Consider the following 15,226-nt stretch of genomic DNA (forward strand, 5'->3'; position numbering starts at 1 on the left):
TTCCCGGTTTAAACGGCACCGGCCACGGCCTGCGAAGTCGGCCTGCCGGAAAAATCCGTCCACTGCCGCCGCTCAAAGTCATAGAGCTTGCAGCGGCGCGCGGTGCCGAAGTACCAGCGCCAGGAAAAGGGCTGCACCACGATGTGGCCGGGCAGCTTTTCTTCCAGCACGGCCTGGGCCTGCTTCAGGCGGTACAACGGCACGCCCATGTCCACGTGGTGGGCGGTGTGCTCCATGATGTGGTGCAGCGCCGCGCCGAAAAAACCGTTGAAGCGCAGGTGCACGGTGGTCGAGACAAAGGGATTGGCGGCCGACCAGTCCTTTTTGTTGTCGTACCAGGCGATGCGGGTGTGCGTGTGGTGCACATAGACCACAAAACCCATCAAGGCCTTCCACACCAGCAGCGGCAGCAAGAAGCCGACGGCGAGCAGCCAGGCGGTGGATTGGCCGGTGGCCGGCGCCGCAACCACCAGCCCCGCGACCCAGGCCGCCGCGGCGGCGGTAACCAGCAGGCTGTCGGCGACAAAAATGCCGCGCCGGGTGGGCATCACGGCCTTGGACGGGAAGTAAAGCCGCTTCCACCAGATCTCCACCGCGTAATACAGCCAGGGCGCCCAGCCGCTGCGGTAGGCGCGCTCCAGCCATTGTTTCCAGGCGGGCATGCGCTGGTAGGCCTCCAGGGTGGAAGGCTGCCAGACGAAGTCAAAGCCGCCAAGGTTGGTGTAGCCGTGGTGCACGACGTTGTGCCCCACGTCCCAGAGGCTGTAGGGCGTGAGCGAAGGCAGGAACAGCAGCCGGCCCAGCCAGCGGTTGAGCCTGCGGTGCGGCGTGAAGCTCTGATGGCAGGCGTCGTGGCCCAGGATAAACAGCCTGGCGATCATGAAGCCGGCCGCCAGGCCCATGAGCACTTGCAGTACAGGGTGGCGCGCGAGCACCGCGCCGGCCATGCAGGCGGCGAACAGGGCAAAGTCCGCCACGGACAGCGCCAGGGCGATGCCGGTGTTTTTGGCCGAGATGGGGGCCAGCCAGGAACGCAGGATTTTTCGGTGGGGAAGGGGAGTTGCGGGGGGCGCTGAGAGGGTTTGGGTGGTGGGCATGAGGGATGAAGGTGTGGCGCCGGGGGCATTGGGCCACGGGCAATGGGGAAGTCCGCAGCTTAGAGGGCCCTCCCTGCCCGCGCTTTGATGCAGGTCAAGCCCCCTCCATAGCGCCTGCGCGCGGCGCCGGCGCAGACCATGAACTCCGTTGATCCACATCAATGCAAGTGCGGCGCGCCGGCGGCACAGTGGAGGCCTCACTTCCTGAAGCATCCCATGTCCGCTGTATTACCCCAGGCCCTCAAGCGTTTTGATATCTCGGGCCCGCGCTACACCTCCTTCCCCACGGCGGACCGCTTTGTCGAGGCCTTCAGCGCCGCCGACCACGGCCGCGCGCTGGACGACAGGCGCTCGCGGGCCGACGCCTCGGCCGCGCCGCTGTCTCTCTATGTGCACATCCCGTTTTGCGAGTCGCTGTGCTACTACTGCGCCTGCAACAAGATCATCACCAAGCAGCATGCGCGCTCGGCCGCCTACCTGGGCTACCTGGAACGCGAAGTGGCGCTGTACACGGCGCGCCTGGGTAGCGGCCAGGCCGTCAGCCAGTTGCACCTGGGCGGCGGCACGCCGACCTTTTTCTCCGACGACGAACTGGCCCGCTTGATGGAGATGCTCAGGCGCAATTTCGACATCGTGGCCGGCGCGGAGATGTCCATAGAGGTGGACCCGCGCACCGTGGACAAGGCCCGGCTGGCCGCCCTGGCCGCCCTGGGTTTTAACCGCCTGAGCTTTGGCGTGCAGGATTTTGACCCCGACGTGCAAAAAGCCGTGCACCGGGTCCAGCCCGCGGAGCAGGTGTTCGCGCTGGTGGCCGAGGCGCGCGCGCTCGGTTTTGAGTCCATCAACGTCGACCTGATCTACGGCCTGCCGCGGCAGACGCAGACCTCGTTTGCGCGCACCATTGGCCAGATTCAAGAACTCAGGCCGGACCGCATCGCGCTCTACGCCTATGCGCACCTGCCGGAGCGCTTCAAGCCGCAGCGCCACATCCCGGTGACGCTGCTGCCGGCGGCCGAGGACAAAGCCGCCATGCTGGCCGAGGCCATGGCGCGTTTGCAGGGCGCGGGCTACCAGTACATCGGCATGGACCATTTCGCGCTGGCCGGCGACGCCCTGGCCGTGGCCGGCCGCGAGGGCCGGCTGCACCGCAACTTCCAGGGCTACAGCACCCAGCCCGACCGCGACCTGGTGGGCCTGGGCGTGTCGGCCATAGGCGCGGTAGGCGCCACTTACAGCCAGAACGCCAAAACCCTGGAGGAGTACTGCGACCTGCTGGACCAGGGGCGTTTCCCGGTCACGCGCGGCCTGGCGCTGAGCCGGGACGACCTGGCGCGGCGTGCGGTGATCATGGCCATCATGTGCCAGGGCCAGGTATGGTTCGAGTCGGTGGAGCTCGCCTGGATGCTGGACTTCAAGCGCTATTTCGCCGCTGAACTCGAGCGCCTGCGCGAGCTGGAAGACGCCGGCCTGGTCGTGCTGTCCGACAGCGGCTTTCGCGTCACGCCCGAAGGCCGCTTCGTCCTGAGGGCGGTGGCCATGGTGTTCGACCGCTACCTGCAGTCCGACCTCAACCGCAGCCGTTTTTCGCGCATTATTTAGGCGCCCATGAGCTACGCGCTTGCCACCACCGCCTTGCTGATGGGCCTGGCCGGAGGCCCGCATTGCGCCGTGATGTGCGGTGCGGCCTGCGGGGGCTTGAGGCGCATGGACCCAAAACGGCGGCCGCAGTCGCCGCTGCTTTTCCAGGCCGGCCGGCTGCTCGGTTATTCCGCCGCGGGCGCGGCCGCCGCCGCAGCGGTGCAAAGCCTGGCCTGGATGGCGGAACACACCGCCGCGTTCAAGCCGGTATGGATGCTGTTTCACCTGACCGTGCTGGGCTGGGGCCTGGTGCTGGTGGTGAATGCCAGCCAGCCGGCCTGGGCGGACCGGGCAGGGCGATCGGCCTGGTCCCGGGTGGGCGCGGTGGCCGCATCGCGGGGCGGGATGTTTTCGGTGGGCATGCTCTGGGCTTTGATGCCTTGCAGCCTGCTGTATTCGGCGCTGCTGGTGGCTTCGCTGGGCGGCGGGCCGCTGCAGGGCGGGCTCGCCATGGCGGCTTTTGCGCTGGGCAGCGGCGTTTCCTTGCTGCTGGCGCCGCGCATGCTCGCCAGGTTAAGGGTGGCCGGCAACCGCCTGGGTGGGCAGCTCGGCGTGCGCGCGGGCGGCGGCGTGCTGGTGCTGGCCGCGCTATTTGGTTTGTGGGGCGACATGACACATCGCATCGCCCAGTGGTGCGGCCTGGCCTAAAGCGCCGGCCACCTTTTCTCCCACCTGTCCTCGGCCCCTTGCCCACCGCCCGCACAAAAGCGGTCAGGGCAGCGCTTGACGAATCAATAACCATCGGGTTATGATTTCAGCCATGCAAGCCCTCGCGAACGAAGTTTTCAAAGCCCTGGCCGACCCGACACGCCGGGCGATCTTTGAGCGCCTGGCACGCGACGGAGAGCAGACCGTGCGCGCCCTGACCGACCGCGCCGGTGTGTCGCAGCCCGCGGTGTCCAAACACCTGCGCGTGCTCAAACAGGCAAAGCTGGTGAACGACAGGCAGCAGGGCCGCGAGACGCATTACAGCGCCCAGCCGCTGGCGCTCGCGCCGCTGCGCGACTGGGTGAGCACCTATGGCGCGTTCTGGAATGAACGCTTTGATGACCTTGAATCACTGTTAAAAAGGATGGACCAATGACCCAAGCCCAAGCTCAAGCCATTACCGAAACCCGCTCGGTTGTTGTCGAGCGCGAGATTCCCCACCCGCCCGCAAAGATCTGGCGCGCGCTCACGCAGCCGCACCTGATCGCCGAATGGCTCATGAAGAACGACTTCCAGCCCCTTGTGGGCCGCGGCTTCAAGCTCAGCGCCGACTGGGGTTCCGTCGACTGCGAGGTGAAAACCGTCGAAGCCGAGAAAACCCTGTCCTATACCTGGGCCGCCTACGGCCTGGAGAGCGTCGTGACCTGGACGCTCACGCCCACAGGCACGGGTACCCGTTTGCGCATGGAGCAGGCCGGTTTCCGCACCGACCAGGAACAGGCTTACCAGGGCGCGAAACACGGCTGGCAGCAGTTCTTCGGCCAGCTGGAGCAGGTGCTGGCGCGGGCGAACTGAGGCCGGCATTCTTCGCAAGAAGGCCCGGAGATGAAAACAACGGACAGCAAGGCCCGCGCGGAGCCGGCGCTGCTCGCGGGCGGCAACCCGCAGATCGCCAAAGGCGAGGGCGACGCGCCGGTGCAGGCCTATATCGCGGCCATGCCGGGCTGGAAAAGCGATGTGGGGCGGCGCCTGGATGCGCTGGTCATGCGCACCGTGCCCGGCGTGCACAAGGCCGTCAAATGGAACTCGCCGTTTTACGGTGTGGCGGGCCAGGGCTGGTTCCTGAGCTTTCATTGCTTCACGCACTACGTCAAAGTAAGCTTCTTTCGCGGCTTGTCGCTACGCCCCGTGCCGCCGGTCGAATCCAAAAGCCGGGACACGCGTTATGTCCACATCCTGGAGGACGGCCGGTTCGACGAGGCCCAGCTGGCGGCGTGGATACAGCAGGCCAGCGAATTGCCCGGCGAAAAAATGTGAGCGGCTAAAACCTCAAGAGAAAGCAGCATTCACCATGAAAAAAGCAAGCAGCGGCGACGCGAAAGCCAGTGAAAGCGGTTCCGCCTCCGCGCAGATAGACCTGAAGATCCGCGAGCTCGATGACTGGCGCGGCGAGACCCTGGCCCGCATCCGCAAGATCATCCAGCAAGCGCTTCCCGAGGTGGTGGAGGAGATCAAGTGGCGAGGCGTTCCGGTCTGGTCGCACGGCGGCATCATCTGCACCGGCGAGACCTACAAGAGCACCGTGAAAATGACCTTCGCCAAGGGCGCGAAGCTCGAGGACCCGTCAGGCCTGTTCAATTCCAGCCTCGAAGGCAACACCCGGCGCGCCATCGATATCCACGAGGGTGACAGCCTCGATGAAAAGGCCTTGAAGGCACTGGTGCGCGCCGCCGCGGCGCTGAACAGCAAGGCTTAGTCGCGGCCTGGCACCTGCTCGCGCAGCTTGTCCAGAAAGGCTTCTACCAGCGCATTTGCGGGACCGGCTTTGCGGACCGCGAGAACCTTGCTGCCGACGGACAGGTCCGCAATCGGCACAAAGCGGATGTCGCCGCGGTTGTTCGTGGCGACACTGCGGCCCACCACCGTCGCGCCCAGGCCCGCGGCCACCAGTCCCAGCGCCGTGTTGATTTCTTTCGCCTCATGGCCGACCTGGACCTTGGCGCCGGCCTGCTCGAGGATGTTCAGCACCTGCCGGGAAAAGTGCGCGTTGGCCACCTTGGGGTAACTCACATAGGGCAGGGCGTTCAGCTCCGCGGCCCGCAGGCTGGCTTGCGCCGCCAGCGGATGCTGCGCGGGAAGGGCGGCGACCAGCGGGTCGTCGAAGAGTTCGGTGTAGTGCAGGTCGGGCTCGCGCGTGAACGCGCCCAGGGTGCGCGCGATGGCCAGGTGGATGGCGCCGCTGCGCAAGGCGGCCGGTTGTTCCTCGGTAAGGATTTCCTGCAGGTCGATGCGCACGTCAGGCAAGGCCGACTGCATGGCGCGCACGGCCTCGGGCAGGATGGAAAAAATCGTGGAGCGCGTAAAACCTATGCCTAACCAGCCCAGCCTGCCCGCAGCCATGCCTTTGGCCTCGACTTCCAGCCGGCCGCTGGCCGACAGCAGCTCCGTGCCCTTGGAGTAGACAAACTGGCCCAGCGGCGTCAGGCCCATGGGCCGGGTTGCCCTGTCAAACAGGGCGCCACCCAGCAAGGCCTCCAGCTGGCTGATCTGCATGCTGATGGCCGTCGGCGCGACGAATAGTTTTTCGGCCGCGGCACGGGCATTCCCGGCGTCCACGGTTTCGCAAAAGTATCTGACTTGCTTTAAGTTCATTATTTTTGAATATTAGTTCAAAAATCGGCAATTGCATTCAGATATTCACTAGCTCATCATCGCTCCTCATGAGCAATGACATCCCCCAGGACATCTACCAGGCCACCTGGTTCCAGCAGGCCAAAGCCCTGTCCACCGCCGAAATTTCCGATGCGCTGGACGCGCTGAAGCTGCCCGGCAGCGCTTTGGGCATACGCCCTGTGGCAGGCCCGGCCAAGCTGTTCGGCTTCGCCTTCACCGTGCGCTTTGCGCCCATTGACCGGTCTTCGCCCGGAACCGTGGGCGACTTCATCGACACGCTCAAGCCCGGCACCGTCGCGGTCCTCGACAACGGCGGCCGCCTGGACTGCACGGTGTGGGGCGGCATCCTGAGCCGGCTCGCCGCGCACAGGGGCCTGGCCGGCACAGTCATCCACGGCGTCTGCCGCGACACGGCGGAGGCCGATGAGGTGGGCTACCCGCTGTATGCCCATGGTCGTTTCATGCGCACCGGCAAGGACCGCGTGCAGGTCGAGGCCTATGAGCAGCCGGTGACGCTGGGCGACGTGCGGGTCTGTCCGGGCGACCTGGTCGTCGGGGATGCAGACGGCATTGTGGTGGTGCCGCGAGCCCGCCTGCAGGACGTGCTGGCCAAGGCGCTGGAAACCCGGGTGATTGAGGAGCAGATCCTCGCCGCAGCCCTGGCCGGCATGCCGCTGGCCGAGGCCCGCAAGCAGTTCAAGTACCACACGCTGCAGCGCGCGGCCGATTCGCCGCTGACGGCCTGAACCCCTGATTTCCGGAGACAAACACCATGAACCCCGTACGCCTTCTTTCCACCCTTGCCGCTTGCACGGCCCTCGCCATCACATCGGGCGCGGCCTGTGCGCAAGCCGCTTACCCTTGCCCCGCGGTGAAGCTCGTGTCGCCCTATCCGCCGGGCGGCACCACCGACCTGCTGGCGCGGCTGATTCAGCCCGGCCTGGGGAAAGAGCTCGGGACCCCCGTGATCGTCGAGAACAAGGCGGGCGCCAGCAGCAATATCGGCATTGAGTTTGTGGCCACCGCCGCGCCGGACGGCTGCACGCTTTTGCTGGGCAGCAACACCGGCATCGTGATCAACCGGAACCTCTACAAGCTGCGCGTGGACCCGGTGAAGGGGCTTGCACCGATTGGCCAGGTCGCCTCCGTGCCCCTGGTGCTGTATGTCAGCGCGGGCGTGCCGGCCACCAGCCTGGCCCAATTGGTGGATCTCGCCAAAAAGAACCCGGGCAAGCTCAGCTACGCATCGGCCGGCAGCGGCAGCCCGCAGCATTTGATGGGCGAGCTGCTCAAGCTGGAGCAAAAGATATCCCTGGCCCACATTCCCTACAAAGGCTCGGGGCCGGCGATCCAGGATGTGGTTGCGGGGCAGGTGGAAATGTCTTTCGAGGCCATGAGCGTGATCGTGCCGCAGCTCGCGTCGGGCCGCATACGTGCCCTCGCCACCACGGGCGCGGCCCGCTCAGCCGGCTTGCCGAATGTGCCGACCATGAAGGAGCAGGGCATGCCCGGCTTTGTGACCGAGAACTGGTACGGCCTGTTCGCGCCGGCCGGCACGCCGGCGGCGCTGGTGAAGCGGCTGAACGGCGCGCTCAACACCGTGCTCGACTCCAAGGAAGCGCGTATGAGCCTGGACAAAATGGGATCGGCCGACGTCAAGGGAACGCCCGAAACCTTCGCCAAATTCATCGCCTCGGAGCTGCCCCTGTGGGAGTCCGTGGTCAAGCGCTCGGGCGCGAAGGTCGATTGAGCATGACGGCATTCAACGGAATCGAGATCCACCCCCGGGTGAAAGAAGACGCCGCCGCGCTGGACGCCTTGCGCGGCCTGCCCAGCTCGGTGATCGGCGACGTCATGGGCGGGCGCCTGGTCGGCACGACCGCGCTGCGGCCCGTCAACCGCTCCATGGTCAGTTGCTGCGGCAACGCCTTCACGGTGCGGGTGCGAGCCGGCGACAACTTGCTGATCCACAAGGCCCTGGACATGCTGCGGGCCGGCGATGTGCTGGTGGTGGACGGGGAGGGGGACATCTCGCGCGCGCTGGTGGGCGAGATCATGATGACGACGGCGCGCATGCGCGGCGCCGCGGCCTTTGTGATGGACGGCGCGATCCGCGACGTCGACGCCTTCGAGGCGCAGGGCTTTCCGTGCTGGGCCAGGGGCGTCAGCCTGCGCGGCCCTTACAAGGACGGTCCCGGCAGCATCAACGTGCCTGTCACCGTGGGCGGCCTGTTGGTGCAGCCCGGGGACGTGATGGTTGGCGACTCGGATGGCCTTATCGCGGTGCCCGCCGCGCTCGCGGCCGAGGTCGCGGAAAAAGCCCACGCCAAGGTGCGGGACGAGCAGGCCACCATCGCCGCGATCCTCGCGGGTACATACTCATCGGCCTGGGTGGATGCCACCCTGAGCCAGAAAGGCGTTTGACACCATGGACAAGCCGACTTTGCAGCGCCTCGCGGCGCTGGACAGCAACACCGTTTCCGACGCGCTGGATTTCCTGGGGCTGCCCGGCGCCACCTATGGGCTGCGGCCGCTCTGGGACTGCCCCAGGATTGTGGGCCGGGCCAGCACGGTGCTGCTGGGGCCCAAGACCGAAGCCAAACCCACGGTCCACCTGATCTCGCCCGTGATAGACGCGGTCACGACGGACGACAGGGTGCTCGTAATCTCGGGTGGCATAGATGGCATTTCGTGCTGGGGCGACATTCTGGCCAACGCCGCCGTAGCCAAGAAAATCCGCGGCACCGTCATTGATGGCTGCAGCCGCGACATCGAAGGCAGCGAGTCCATCGCCTACCCGGTGTACGGCAAGGGCATCACCATGGTCAGCGCGCGCAACCGCGTCGTCCAGCTCGACGCCGGCAAGCCGGTACAAATGGCCGGCGTGACCGTGCACGAAAACGACTACGTGATTGCGGACCGTTGCGGCACCGTCTTTATCCCGCAAGAAAAGATCGAAGAAGTGCTGGCCCTGGGGGAAAAGATCAACCGCCGCCAGGAGGGTATGGTCGCCGCGGTCAGGGCAGGGCGCTCCGTCGCCGACGTGATGCACGACAAGGAGTTTGAGGCCATTGCCGCGGAGCGCAAATGACGCGCGCCCACAGCCTGCTGAACACCCGCCTCGCCGCCGCGCAGCCCTCCGCAACCTATCGCATGATGGACCGCGCCGCGCTGCGCAAAGCGACCGGATACCCGGTGATCTCGCTGACTGCGGGAGAGCCCGACTTCGACACGCCGCCCCATGTGCGCGAGGCGGGCATCGCCGCCATTGGGGCGGGGCACACGCGCTACACACCGGTGGCCGGCTTACGGGCCTTGCGCGAGGCGGTGGCCGCGAAGTACCAGCGCGAGAACGGGCTGGATGTGGCCTGGCTGGACACCATCGTCTGCTCGGGCGGCAAGCAGGTGCTGTACAACGCCTTGGCCGCCACGCTCAACGAGGGCGACGAGGTGATCATTCCGTCGCCATACTGGGTCAGCTACCCGGAGATGGTCCAGATCTGCGGCGGCCTGTCGGTCATCGTGCCGTGCACCGCGGCAACCGGCTTCAAGCTGACGCCCGCCGCCCTCGAAGCCGCGATCACGCCCAGGACCAAGTGGCTGATCCTGAATTCCCCGTCAAATCCCACCGGTGCGGTTTATACCCGCGAGGAACTCGTGGAACTCGGGCGCGCGCTGCTGGCGCACCCGCACGTACTCATCCTGTCCGACGACATTTACGAGCACCTGATCTTCGACGGCGCGGCGTTTTGCACCCTGGCCCAGGCCGTGCCGGAACTGCGGGAACGCACGCTCACCATGAACGGTGTGTCCAAGGCCTACGCGATGACGGGCTGGCGAATCGGCTTTGGCACCGGGCCCCGGTGGCTGCTGGAGGCCATGGAAAAACTGCAAGGGCAGCAGACCTCGGGTGCCTGTTCGATCTCGCAACATGCCGCTGTCGCGGCACTCAACGGCCCCAAGGATTTCATCGCGCAAAGCCGCGCCCAGTTCCAGCGGCGGCGCGACCTGCTGGTCGCGCAGTTGAACCAGGCCCCGGGGCTGCGCTGTGAGACGCCCGCCGGCGCGTTCTATGCATTTGTTTCTTGTGCCGGCCTGATAGGCAGGCGCAGCGCGGGCGGCGTTCTGCTCGATTCCGATGAAGCCGTGGCGGTCGCGCTGCTCGAGGAGGCGAACGTGGGTGTGGTGCACGGTTCCGCTTTCGGCCTGGCGCATCACCTGCGCTTCGCCTATGCGATCGGTGAGGCGTCCCTGCAACAGGCAGGCGCCGCGGTCCGGGACTTCTGCGCCCTGGCCGGTCCGGCCTGAATCCCCCGAATTCGTAAGCTGGCGTTTCCAGCCACCTCCTCCAATTGGGGGATGCGCTATAGCCCAAAAGGTAGCAAAGTCATGTAGCAGGATGTATCCGGGCCCGGGAACAGCCCGGGCATCTTTCGGCTCCATGAAATGTCCCATCTGAAGGGAGAACCATGATGGTTTCGCGAGCTCCCCCAAGCGCCGCGGTGATTGACCGTATCACCTTGCTAGACCCGCAGGTCGTGCAGGCCTGGTGCGCTGAATTGCAATGCACCGAGCACGAACTGCGCGCGGCCATTTACGCCGTGGGCAGCGATCCCGGGCAGGTCAGGCGCTATTTTCGCCGTGGCAAGGAAACACCGGAAATGCTGGAGGACTGAGGGTTTCCCTGTAGGTTTTCCACCGAGCCTGGGACAAGGCATCACCCGACCCCATGAATGATTTTGTTTGCGGATGATGCGGCATGAACACTTTGATCCATCCCCCCGTGATCGAGGCCCCCACGCCCGGGGAAGAGCAAGAAAAAGCCTCCAGCACCACCGAGCTCCTGTTCGGCCTGGCGCTCGGCATCTGCGCGCTTGCGGCGGTGCATCTGGCGGGCTACGCGGTGCTTCTCATCGCGCCTGTGCTGAGGCGGCTTTTCGATCAGGCCTGAAACAGGGCCCCGCACGGACGGCTAGGCCGGCAAGGGCGCAATGGCCTCCCGCAGGTGTTTTTGCAGGGCCAGCACAACAGGCTGTCGCGAGCCCAGGCCTTTGCGCAGGATGCCGATCTCGCGGTAAAAAGTCTTGTCGCCCAGGTCAATGGCGCGCACGCCCGGCGGCAGGGGCAGGTAGGCCTCGACCATGGGCACCAGCGCGACCCCCAGGCCTTCGGCGACCAGCTTCATCAGGCCCGCGATCTCATCAAGCTCGATGGCGTCCCGCACGCTGAGCTTGTTGTCGCGCAGGAAGCGCGTCACCAGGCGCCCGCCGAAAGAGGTGCGCTCGTAGCGCAAAAAGGGCTGGGACTCCAGCAGCTTGCGCCAGTCCCGGCCCTTGCTGTCTTTGGGGGCCAGCAGCTTGAAGGGCTCGCGCATCAGGGGCTGCCAGCTCATCTCGGGCAGGATGCCGAAGGGCGGCCGGATCATGACGGCCGCGTCGATCTCGGCGCTGTCGAGCTGGTCCATCAGCTTCATCGAAACACCCGGGATGATGTTGACGAACAGCCTGGGATGGTCTTTGCGCAGCGCCGCCAGCGCGCGCGGCAACACCGAGGACTGCACCGAGGCAATGGCGCCTATGCGCAAGGTGCCGGCGAGTTCCTCATCGCCGCCCGCATCGCCTAATCTGGCATACAGCGCCACGATGTCTTCGGCGCGCGCGAGCACCCTGGCGCCGGCTTCGTTGAGCACGGCGGAACGACGCGTGCGGTCGAAAAGCGCAAAGCCCAGCGATTCCTCCAGCCGCTGGATCTGGCTGCTCACGGCGGACTGGGTCAGGCCGATCTGCTCGCCGGCCGCGGAAAAGCCGCCGTAACGCACGACCGCGATCAGGGTTTTCAGCTCGGTGATCATGGGGGAGGGCCTTAATTCATCGAAATTATTGATTCTCAGTTTGAATATATATCGTTTTTCAAACTCCATGAATCGCCCTACAGTAAGGTCTTCATGATTTCCCAAGGCTCACGATGACCGCACACAACACCACAGCACCCGCCAAAGTCCTGCCTCCCTTCCACCTGGCATTTCCCGTCCATGACCTGGCCGTGGCGCGCCAGTTTTATGGGGAACTGCTGGGCTGCTCCGAAGGCCGCAGCTCCAATGAGTGGGTGGACTTCAATTTCTACGGCCACCAGATCGTGGCCCATCTGGCGCCCGAAGAATGCGGCCATCGCCAGACCAGCGCGGTGGACGGCCACAACGTTCCGGTCCGCCATTTCGGCGCGATTTTGTCGCTGCCCGAGTGGGATGCGCTGGCGGCGCGCCTGAAGGCGGCCGGCACGAAATTTGTCATCGAACCTTATGTCCGCTTCAAGGGCGAGCCGGGCGAGYAGGCCACCATGTTTTTCCTGGACCCGTCCGGCAACGCCATCGAGTTCAAGGCCTTTGCCAGCCTGGACAACCTGTTTGCCAAGTGACATGAGCCATTTCAGGGAGGTCGCCCTCCAGCACGCGAGCCGGCTGATCAACCACGGCCCCACGGTGCTGGTGACCAGCGCGCGCGGCAAGGCGCGCAATGTGATGGCGGCCGCCTGGTCCATGCCGGTGGAGTTCGTGCCGCCGCGTATTTCCGTGGTGATCGACAAGAAGACCTACACGCGCGAGCTCATCATGGCCAGCGGCGGTTTCGGCATCTGCATTCCGGGCAGCACCCTGGCCGCCTTGACGCATGCGGTGGGCAGCGAATCGGGCCGCGATATCGACAAGTTCGCGCACTACGGCCTGAAAGCCCGCAGCGGCCCTGTCCTGGGCGTTCCCTTGCTGGAAGAGGGCTGCGCGGCCTGGCTGGAATGCCGGCTGATCCCCGAGCCGCACACCGAGGACGCTTACGACACCTGTTTCGCGGAAGTCGTCGCCGCGGCCGCCGATGAACGTGTGTTCCAGCGCGGGCATTGGCGCTTCGGTGACGACAACCACGACTTGCAGACCATCCACCACCTGGGCGGCGGTAATTTTGTCAGGGCGGGCGGGATGTTTTATGCGGGTGACGCCGCGACGGCGCAGCCTCCAGGCTCGCAATGAACATGGGCGCGTGAATCGGAACTTGGCCTTCAGCACGAAGGTAATATTTCCCATAACGCCCATATAGACGAAGGTAGTATTGACTAATCGTCCCCGCAGAGTATCTTGTGCTTTGCCTTTGGCGGCCTTTGCGCGCTTCTGTCTGATATTGACCCGCCGATACTGCGCTTGCGCAATATCCAGATTGGCGGATGAACGTATTCAAGCGAGGAACTCTCAGCATGAGAACGTCTATGCGTATGTTCGATGTGGCGAAGGACTCCGCGACTGACATTGCCGCAGCGGCCGTAAAGCCTTCAGAACAGGGCCGCAGCGTGCCTGGCACAGATGTTTTCTACCATGCCGGCACGGTCACCGAGCAATGCAGGCAAGCCTTGCTTGGGCACGCCCCGGCCACGGTCTGGTTGACCGGATTGAGCGGTGCGGGAAAGTCCACACTCGCGTACGCATTGGAAGCCATGCTGCTGGATCTCGCCCACCCTTGCTTCGTTCTGGACGGGGACAACCTGCGCCATGGACTGAGCAAAGACCTGGGATTCTCTGCGCCAGACCGGCGTGAAAATATTCGACGCACGGCCGAAGTCGCGCACATGATGAATGAAGCCGGGTTGATCGTGATCACAGCCTTGATTTCGCCGTTCCGGGACGACCGGAAAATGGCGCGAGCCATCATCGGCGATGCGCGATTCGTTGAAGTCCATGTCAGTACGCTGGCAACCGTCTGCGAACAGCGCGACCCGAAAGGGCTGTATGTGCGGGCGCGCGCCGGACAGCTTGCGGAATTTACCGGAATCTCGTCTCCCTACGAAACGCCGCTCATACCTGATTTGGTGCTCGACACCGACGCATTGCCTTTGAAAGATTCGACCCAGACCTTGCTCGACCTGGTTGCGCAGCGCTGCTTCAAATGAGCCGCAACACAAAGCAGGCCTCATGATCGACGGGTCAACAATTTCTTTGGCCGTTGTGCGCTGAATATTTCAGCTGACTCAAGGTAAGCAATAACAGGAGCAGGCGTATGGAGGTAGCAGAAGCAAAAGATGCCGGCGCCCTTGTGCACTCTCGCCCACGGCCCGTGCTGATGATCCCGCTGCGGCGCTGCGGCAGCCATGCCTTGCGCTTGCGCCTGAGCTTCAATCCGCACTTTTACTCGCCCTATCCCTTGCATATCGTGGATTTCATGCCGCTGGTGCCGCTCTATGGCGATCTTTCCGATGACCGGGCGTATTTCCGCATGGTGGTGGACGTGGTGGGTTTGCAGGCGGCAAGCCCGGTCAAGTGGCCCAACCTGGTATTTGATCCGAGGCAGATATTCGAGGCGATACGCCTCGAGAGGCGCAGTGTGCATCGCGTCGTCTGGGAGTTGCTGCTACGCGCCGGAGAGCTGCATGGCGCAAGAATCGTCATGGATAAATCGCTGGACAGCGTGCACTACGCGGACGAGTTGATGAGCCTGTTTCCGCAGCTGCTGTTCCTGAATGTCGTGCGGGATCCCCGCGCGCAGGTGGCCTCCATGACCCGCGCCATCATCCACGACTTCGATGCCACCCTGAACGCGATGGCATGGGTTGATGCGTATCGTGTGGCGCTGTCGCTGGCGGAGCGTTACCCGGAACGGGTGCTTACCGTGCGCTATGAGGACTTTCTTGCCGATCAGGAGAGCACCTTGCGCAAGATCTGCCGCTTCTTCGGCATCGAGTATTTGCCGCAAATGCTGGATGTCACGCGCTCGCACGAGGCGCAGCAGCTCTCCCATATGTCGGCGCTCTGGGCTTCGAATTGTTTCGCGCCGATAGCCGCCAACGCCGACAAGTTCAAAACGCAGCTTTCGATGAGGGAAATCGAAGTGATCGAGACCTTGGCGCGCGACTACATGGCGCTTTACGGCTATGAACTGATGACGGACGCACAGGCAGCGATCAGCGACAGCATGATGGCGGATTCCCGCGAATGCTCCGGGATCGCGAAGCGGCGCGCCTGGCAGGAGCTGGAACACAACGATTACCGGGATTTCATTTTGCGCCGTTTCCGGTCAGACTATCTGCAGCAGGTACGCAATCGCCTGGACGATTTGCCGATTGCCGTTGCGGGTAAGGCACGCGATACAGCTCGCATTGCGTGAAATTCTTCTATAACGAACGCGGCGAAATTG

At 64.6% G+C, this 15,226-nt stretch carries 20 protein-coding genes; 17 read left to right on the plus strand and 3 right to left on the minus strand.

All coding sequences use genetic code 11. The features are described 5' to 3' along the window. Window positions 1–8: 8 nt before the first annotated feature. Window positions 9–1,097, minus strand: a complete 1,089-nt coding sequence (locus tag AC1DUN_RS13715; RefSeq protein ID WP_477714422.1) for a fatty acid desaturase — start codon at window positions 1,095–1,097, stop codon at window positions 9–11. Between the two features lie 216 nt (window positions 1,098–1,313). On the opposite strand from AC1DUN_RS13715, the gene hemN reads away from it, so the two are divergent. The 6 genes from hemN (at window position 1,314) to AC1DUN_RS13745 (ending at window position 5,139) form a co-directional block, all read left to right on the plus strand. Further along, window positions 1,314–2,696 (plus strand): oxygen-independent coproporphyrinogen III oxidase, encoded by a 1,383-nt coding sequence (gene hemN, locus AC1DUN_RS13720; RefSeq protein WP_477714423.1) that lies wholly within the window; start codon window positions 1,314–1,316, stop codon window positions 2,694–2,696. A 6-nt stretch (window positions 2,697–2,702) separates the two neighbouring features. Beyond that, window positions 2,703–3,383: a sulfite exporter TauE/SafE family protein gene (locus tag AC1DUN_RS13725; protein WP_477714424.1), complete on the plus strand. Its 681-nt coding sequence runs from the start codon at window positions 2,703–2,705 to the stop codon at window positions 3,381–3,383. A gap of 112 nt (window positions 3,384–3,495) precedes the next feature. Beyond that, window positions 3,496–3,819 carry an ArsR/SmtB family transcription factor gene (locus tag AC1DUN_RS13730; protein ID WP_074575104.1) on the plus strand — a complete coding sequence of 108 codons (324 nt, stop codon included), beginning with the start codon at window positions 3,496–3,498 and terminating at the stop codon, window positions 3,817–3,819. Further along, entirely contained in the window at window positions 3,816–4,238 is a 423-nt protein-coding gene (locus AC1DUN_RS13735; protein ID WP_477714425.1) for an SRPBCC family protein, read from the plus strand. The genes AC1DUN_RS13730 and AC1DUN_RS13735 overlap by 4 nt, the downstream gene beginning before the upstream one ends. 30 nt (window positions 4,239–4,268) lie before the next feature. After that, on the plus strand, window positions 4,269–4,700 hold the full coding sequence (locus tag AC1DUN_RS13740; protein WP_477714426.1) for a DUF1801 domain-containing protein: 432 nt from the start codon (window positions 4,269–4,271) through the stop codon (window positions 4,698–4,700). A gap of 34 nt (window positions 4,701–4,734) precedes the next feature. Further along, window positions 4,735–5,139, plus strand: coding sequence for a DUF1801 domain-containing protein (locus AC1DUN_RS13745; RefSeq protein ID WP_477714427.1), 405 nt, complete (start codon window positions 4,735–4,737; stop codon window positions 5,137–5,139). On the opposite strand, the gene AC1DUN_RS13750 is transcribed toward AC1DUN_RS13745, so the two are convergent. Further along, a complete protein-coding gene (locus tag AC1DUN_RS13750) occupies window positions 5,136–6,035 on the minus strand; it encodes a LysR family transcriptional regulator (protein WP_477714428.1) in 900 nt (299 codons plus the stop codon). The genes AC1DUN_RS13745 and AC1DUN_RS13750 overlap by 4 nt on opposite strands. Before the next feature lie 68 nt (window positions 6,036–6,103). Here AC1DUN_RS13750 and AC1DUN_RS13755 point away from each other — a divergent pair, with 68 nt between their 5' ends. The 7 genes from AC1DUN_RS13755 to AC1DUN_RS13785 all read left to right on the plus strand — a co-directional run bounded on the left by AC1DUN_RS13755 (window position 6,104) and on the right by AC1DUN_RS13785 (window position 11,007). Next, window positions 6,104–6,802 carry an RraA family protein gene (locus tag AC1DUN_RS13755; RefSeq protein ID WP_477714429.1) on the plus strand — a complete coding sequence of 233 codons (699 nt, stop codon included), beginning with the start codon at window positions 6,104–6,106 and terminating at the stop codon, window positions 6,800–6,802. Between the two features lie 26 nt (window positions 6,803–6,828). Continuing rightward, a complete protein-coding gene (locus tag AC1DUN_RS13760; RefSeq protein WP_477714430.1) occupies window positions 6,829–7,806 on the plus strand; it encodes a Bug family tripartite tricarboxylate transporter substrate binding protein in 978 nt (325 codons plus the stop codon). 2 nt (window positions 7,807–7,808) lie between these two features. Beyond that, entirely contained in the window at window positions 7,809–8,480 is a 672-nt protein-coding gene (locus tag AC1DUN_RS13765; protein ID WP_477714431.1) for an RraA family protein, read from the plus strand. A 4-nt stretch (window positions 8,481–8,484) separates the two neighbouring features. Then, entirely contained in the window at window positions 8,485–9,147 is a 663-nt protein-coding gene (locus AC1DUN_RS13770; protein WP_477714432.1) for an RraA family protein, read from the plus strand. Further along, window positions 9,144–10,364 (plus strand): pyridoxal phosphate-dependent aminotransferase, encoded by a 1,221-nt coding sequence (locus AC1DUN_RS13775; RefSeq protein WP_477714433.1) that lies wholly within the window; start codon window positions 9,144–9,146, stop codon window positions 10,362–10,364. The genes AC1DUN_RS13770 and AC1DUN_RS13775 overlap by 4 nt, the downstream gene beginning before the upstream one ends. 161 nt (window positions 10,365–10,525) lie before the next feature. After that, window positions 10,526–10,732, plus strand: coding sequence for a DUF3606 domain-containing protein (locus AC1DUN_RS13780; protein WP_477714434.1), 207 nt, complete (start codon window positions 10,526–10,528; stop codon window positions 10,730–10,732). Between the two features lie 83 nt (window positions 10,733–10,815). Further along, the gene (locus tag AC1DUN_RS13785; RefSeq protein WP_413328127.1) at window positions 10,816–11,007 is read left to right on the plus strand and encodes a hypothetical protein; all 192 of its coding nucleotides are present in this window, start codon (window positions 10,816–10,818) and stop codon (window positions 11,005–11,007) included. Between the two features lie 21 nt (window positions 11,008–11,028). Here AC1DUN_RS13785 and AC1DUN_RS13790 read toward each other — a convergent pair whose 3' ends face one another. Beyond that, window positions 11,029–11,907 (minus strand): LysR family transcriptional regulator, encoded by an 879-nt coding sequence (locus AC1DUN_RS13790; protein ID WP_477714435.1) that lies wholly within the window; start codon window positions 11,905–11,907, stop codon window positions 11,029–11,031. A gap of 113 nt (window positions 11,908–12,020) precedes the next feature. Between AC1DUN_RS13790 and AC1DUN_RS13795 the strand changes: the two genes are divergently transcribed. The 4 genes from AC1DUN_RS13795 (at window position 12,021) to AC1DUN_RS13810 (ending at window position 15,196) form a co-directional block, all read left to right on the plus strand. Continuing rightward, on the plus strand, window positions 12,021–12,470 hold the full coding sequence (locus AC1DUN_RS13795) for a VOC family protein (RefSeq protein ID WP_477714436.1): 450 nt from the start codon (window positions 12,021–12,023) through the stop codon (window positions 12,468–12,470). Window position 12,471: 1 nt separating this feature from the next. Beyond that, window positions 12,472–13,074 carry a flavin reductase family protein gene (locus tag AC1DUN_RS13800; RefSeq protein WP_477714437.1) on the plus strand — a complete coding sequence of 201 codons (603 nt, stop codon included), beginning with the start codon at window positions 12,472–12,474 and terminating at the stop codon, window positions 13,072–13,074. 233 nt (window positions 13,075–13,307) lie between these two features. Then, the gene (gene cysC, locus AC1DUN_RS13805; RefSeq protein WP_477664569.1) at window positions 13,308–13,985 is read left to right on the plus strand and encodes an adenylyl-sulfate kinase; all 678 of its coding nucleotides are present in this window, start codon (window positions 13,308–13,310) and stop codon (window positions 13,983–13,985) included. A gap of 107 nt (window positions 13,986–14,092) precedes the next feature. Beyond that, the gene (locus AC1DUN_RS13810) at window positions 14,093–15,196 is read left to right on the plus strand and encodes a sulfotransferase family protein (RefSeq protein ID WP_477714438.1); all 1,104 of its coding nucleotides are present in this window, start codon (window positions 14,093–14,095) and stop codon (window positions 15,194–15,196) included. Window positions 15,197–15,226: the final 30 nt, after the last annotated feature.

It is taken from the genome of Polaromonas sp. P4_F6, assembly GCF_056401275.1.

What these genes read in the sequence shown, in the direction of transcription:
- AC1DUN_RS13715 (WP_477714422.1), bottom strand. Translation starts at nt 1,097, where the DNA reads ATGCCCACCACCCAAACCCTCTCAGCGCCCCCCGCAACTCCCCTTCCC.
- hemN (WP_477714423.1), top strand. Translation starts at nt 1,314, where the DNA reads ATGTCCGCTGTATTACCCCAGGCCCTCAAGCGTTTTGATATCTCGGGC.
- AC1DUN_RS13725 (WP_477714424.1), top strand. Translation starts at nt 2,703, where the DNA reads ATGAGCTACGCGCTTGCCACCACCGCCTTGCTGATGGGCCTGGCCGGA.
- AC1DUN_RS13730 (WP_074575104.1), top strand. Translation starts at nt 3,496, where the DNA reads ATGCAAGCCCTCGCGAACGAAGTTTTCAAAGCCCTGGCCGACCCGACA.
- AC1DUN_RS13735 (WP_477714425.1), top strand. Translation starts at nt 3,816, where the DNA reads ATGACCCAAGCCCAAGCTCAAGCCATTACCGAAACCCGCTCGGTTGTT.
- AC1DUN_RS13740 (WP_477714426.1), top strand. Translation starts at nt 4,269, where the DNA reads ATGAAAACAACGGACAGCAAGGCCCGCGCGGAGCCGGCGCTGCTCGCG.
- AC1DUN_RS13745 (WP_477714427.1), top strand. Translation starts at nt 4,735, where the DNA reads ATGAAAAAAGCAAGCAGCGGCGACGCGAAAGCCAGTGAAAGCGGTTCC.
- AC1DUN_RS13750 (WP_477714428.1), bottom strand. Translation starts at nt 6,035, where the DNA reads ATGAACTTAAAGCAAGTCAGATACTTTTGCGAAACCGTGGACGCCGGG.
- AC1DUN_RS13755 (WP_477714429.1), top strand. Translation starts at nt 6,104, where the DNA reads ATGAGCAATGACATCCCCCAGGACATCTACCAGGCCACCTGGTTCCAG.
- AC1DUN_RS13760 (WP_477714430.1), top strand. Translation starts at nt 6,829, where the DNA reads ATGAACCCCGTACGCCTTCTTTCCACCCTTGCCGCTTGCACGGCCCTC.
- AC1DUN_RS13765 (WP_477714431.1), top strand. Translation starts at nt 7,809, where the DNA reads ATGACGGCATTCAACGGAATCGAGATCCACCCCCGGGTGAAAGAAGAC.
- AC1DUN_RS13770 (WP_477714432.1), top strand. Translation starts at nt 8,485, where the DNA reads ATGGACAAGCCGACTTTGCAGCGCCTCGCGGCGCTGGACAGCAACACC.
- AC1DUN_RS13775 (WP_477714433.1), top strand. Translation starts at nt 9,144, where the DNA reads ATGACGCGCGCCCACAGCCTGCTGAACACCCGCCTCGCCGCCGCGCAG.
- AC1DUN_RS13780 (WP_477714434.1), top strand. Translation starts at nt 10,526, where the DNA reads ATGATGGTTTCGCGAGCTCCCCCAAGCGCCGCGGTGATTGACCGTATC.
- AC1DUN_RS13785 (WP_413328127.1), top strand. Translation starts at nt 10,816, where the DNA reads ATGAACACTTTGATCCATCCCCCCGTGATCGAGGCCCCCACGCCCGGG.
- AC1DUN_RS13790 (WP_477714435.1), bottom strand. Translation starts at nt 11,907, where the DNA reads ATGATCACCGAGCTGAAAACCCTGATCGCGGTCGTGCGTTACGGCGGC.
- AC1DUN_RS13800 (WP_477714437.1), top strand. Translation starts at nt 12,472, where the DNA reads ATGAGCCATTTCAGGGAGGTCGCCCTCCAGCACGCGAGCCGGCTGATC.
- cysC (WP_477664569.1), top strand. Translation starts at nt 13,308, where the DNA reads ATGCGTATGTTCGATGTGGCGAAGGACTCCGCGACTGACATTGCCGCA.
- AC1DUN_RS13810 (WP_477714438.1), top strand. Translation starts at nt 14,093, where the DNA reads ATGGAGGTAGCAGAAGCAAAAGATGCCGGCGCCCTTGTGCACTCTCGC.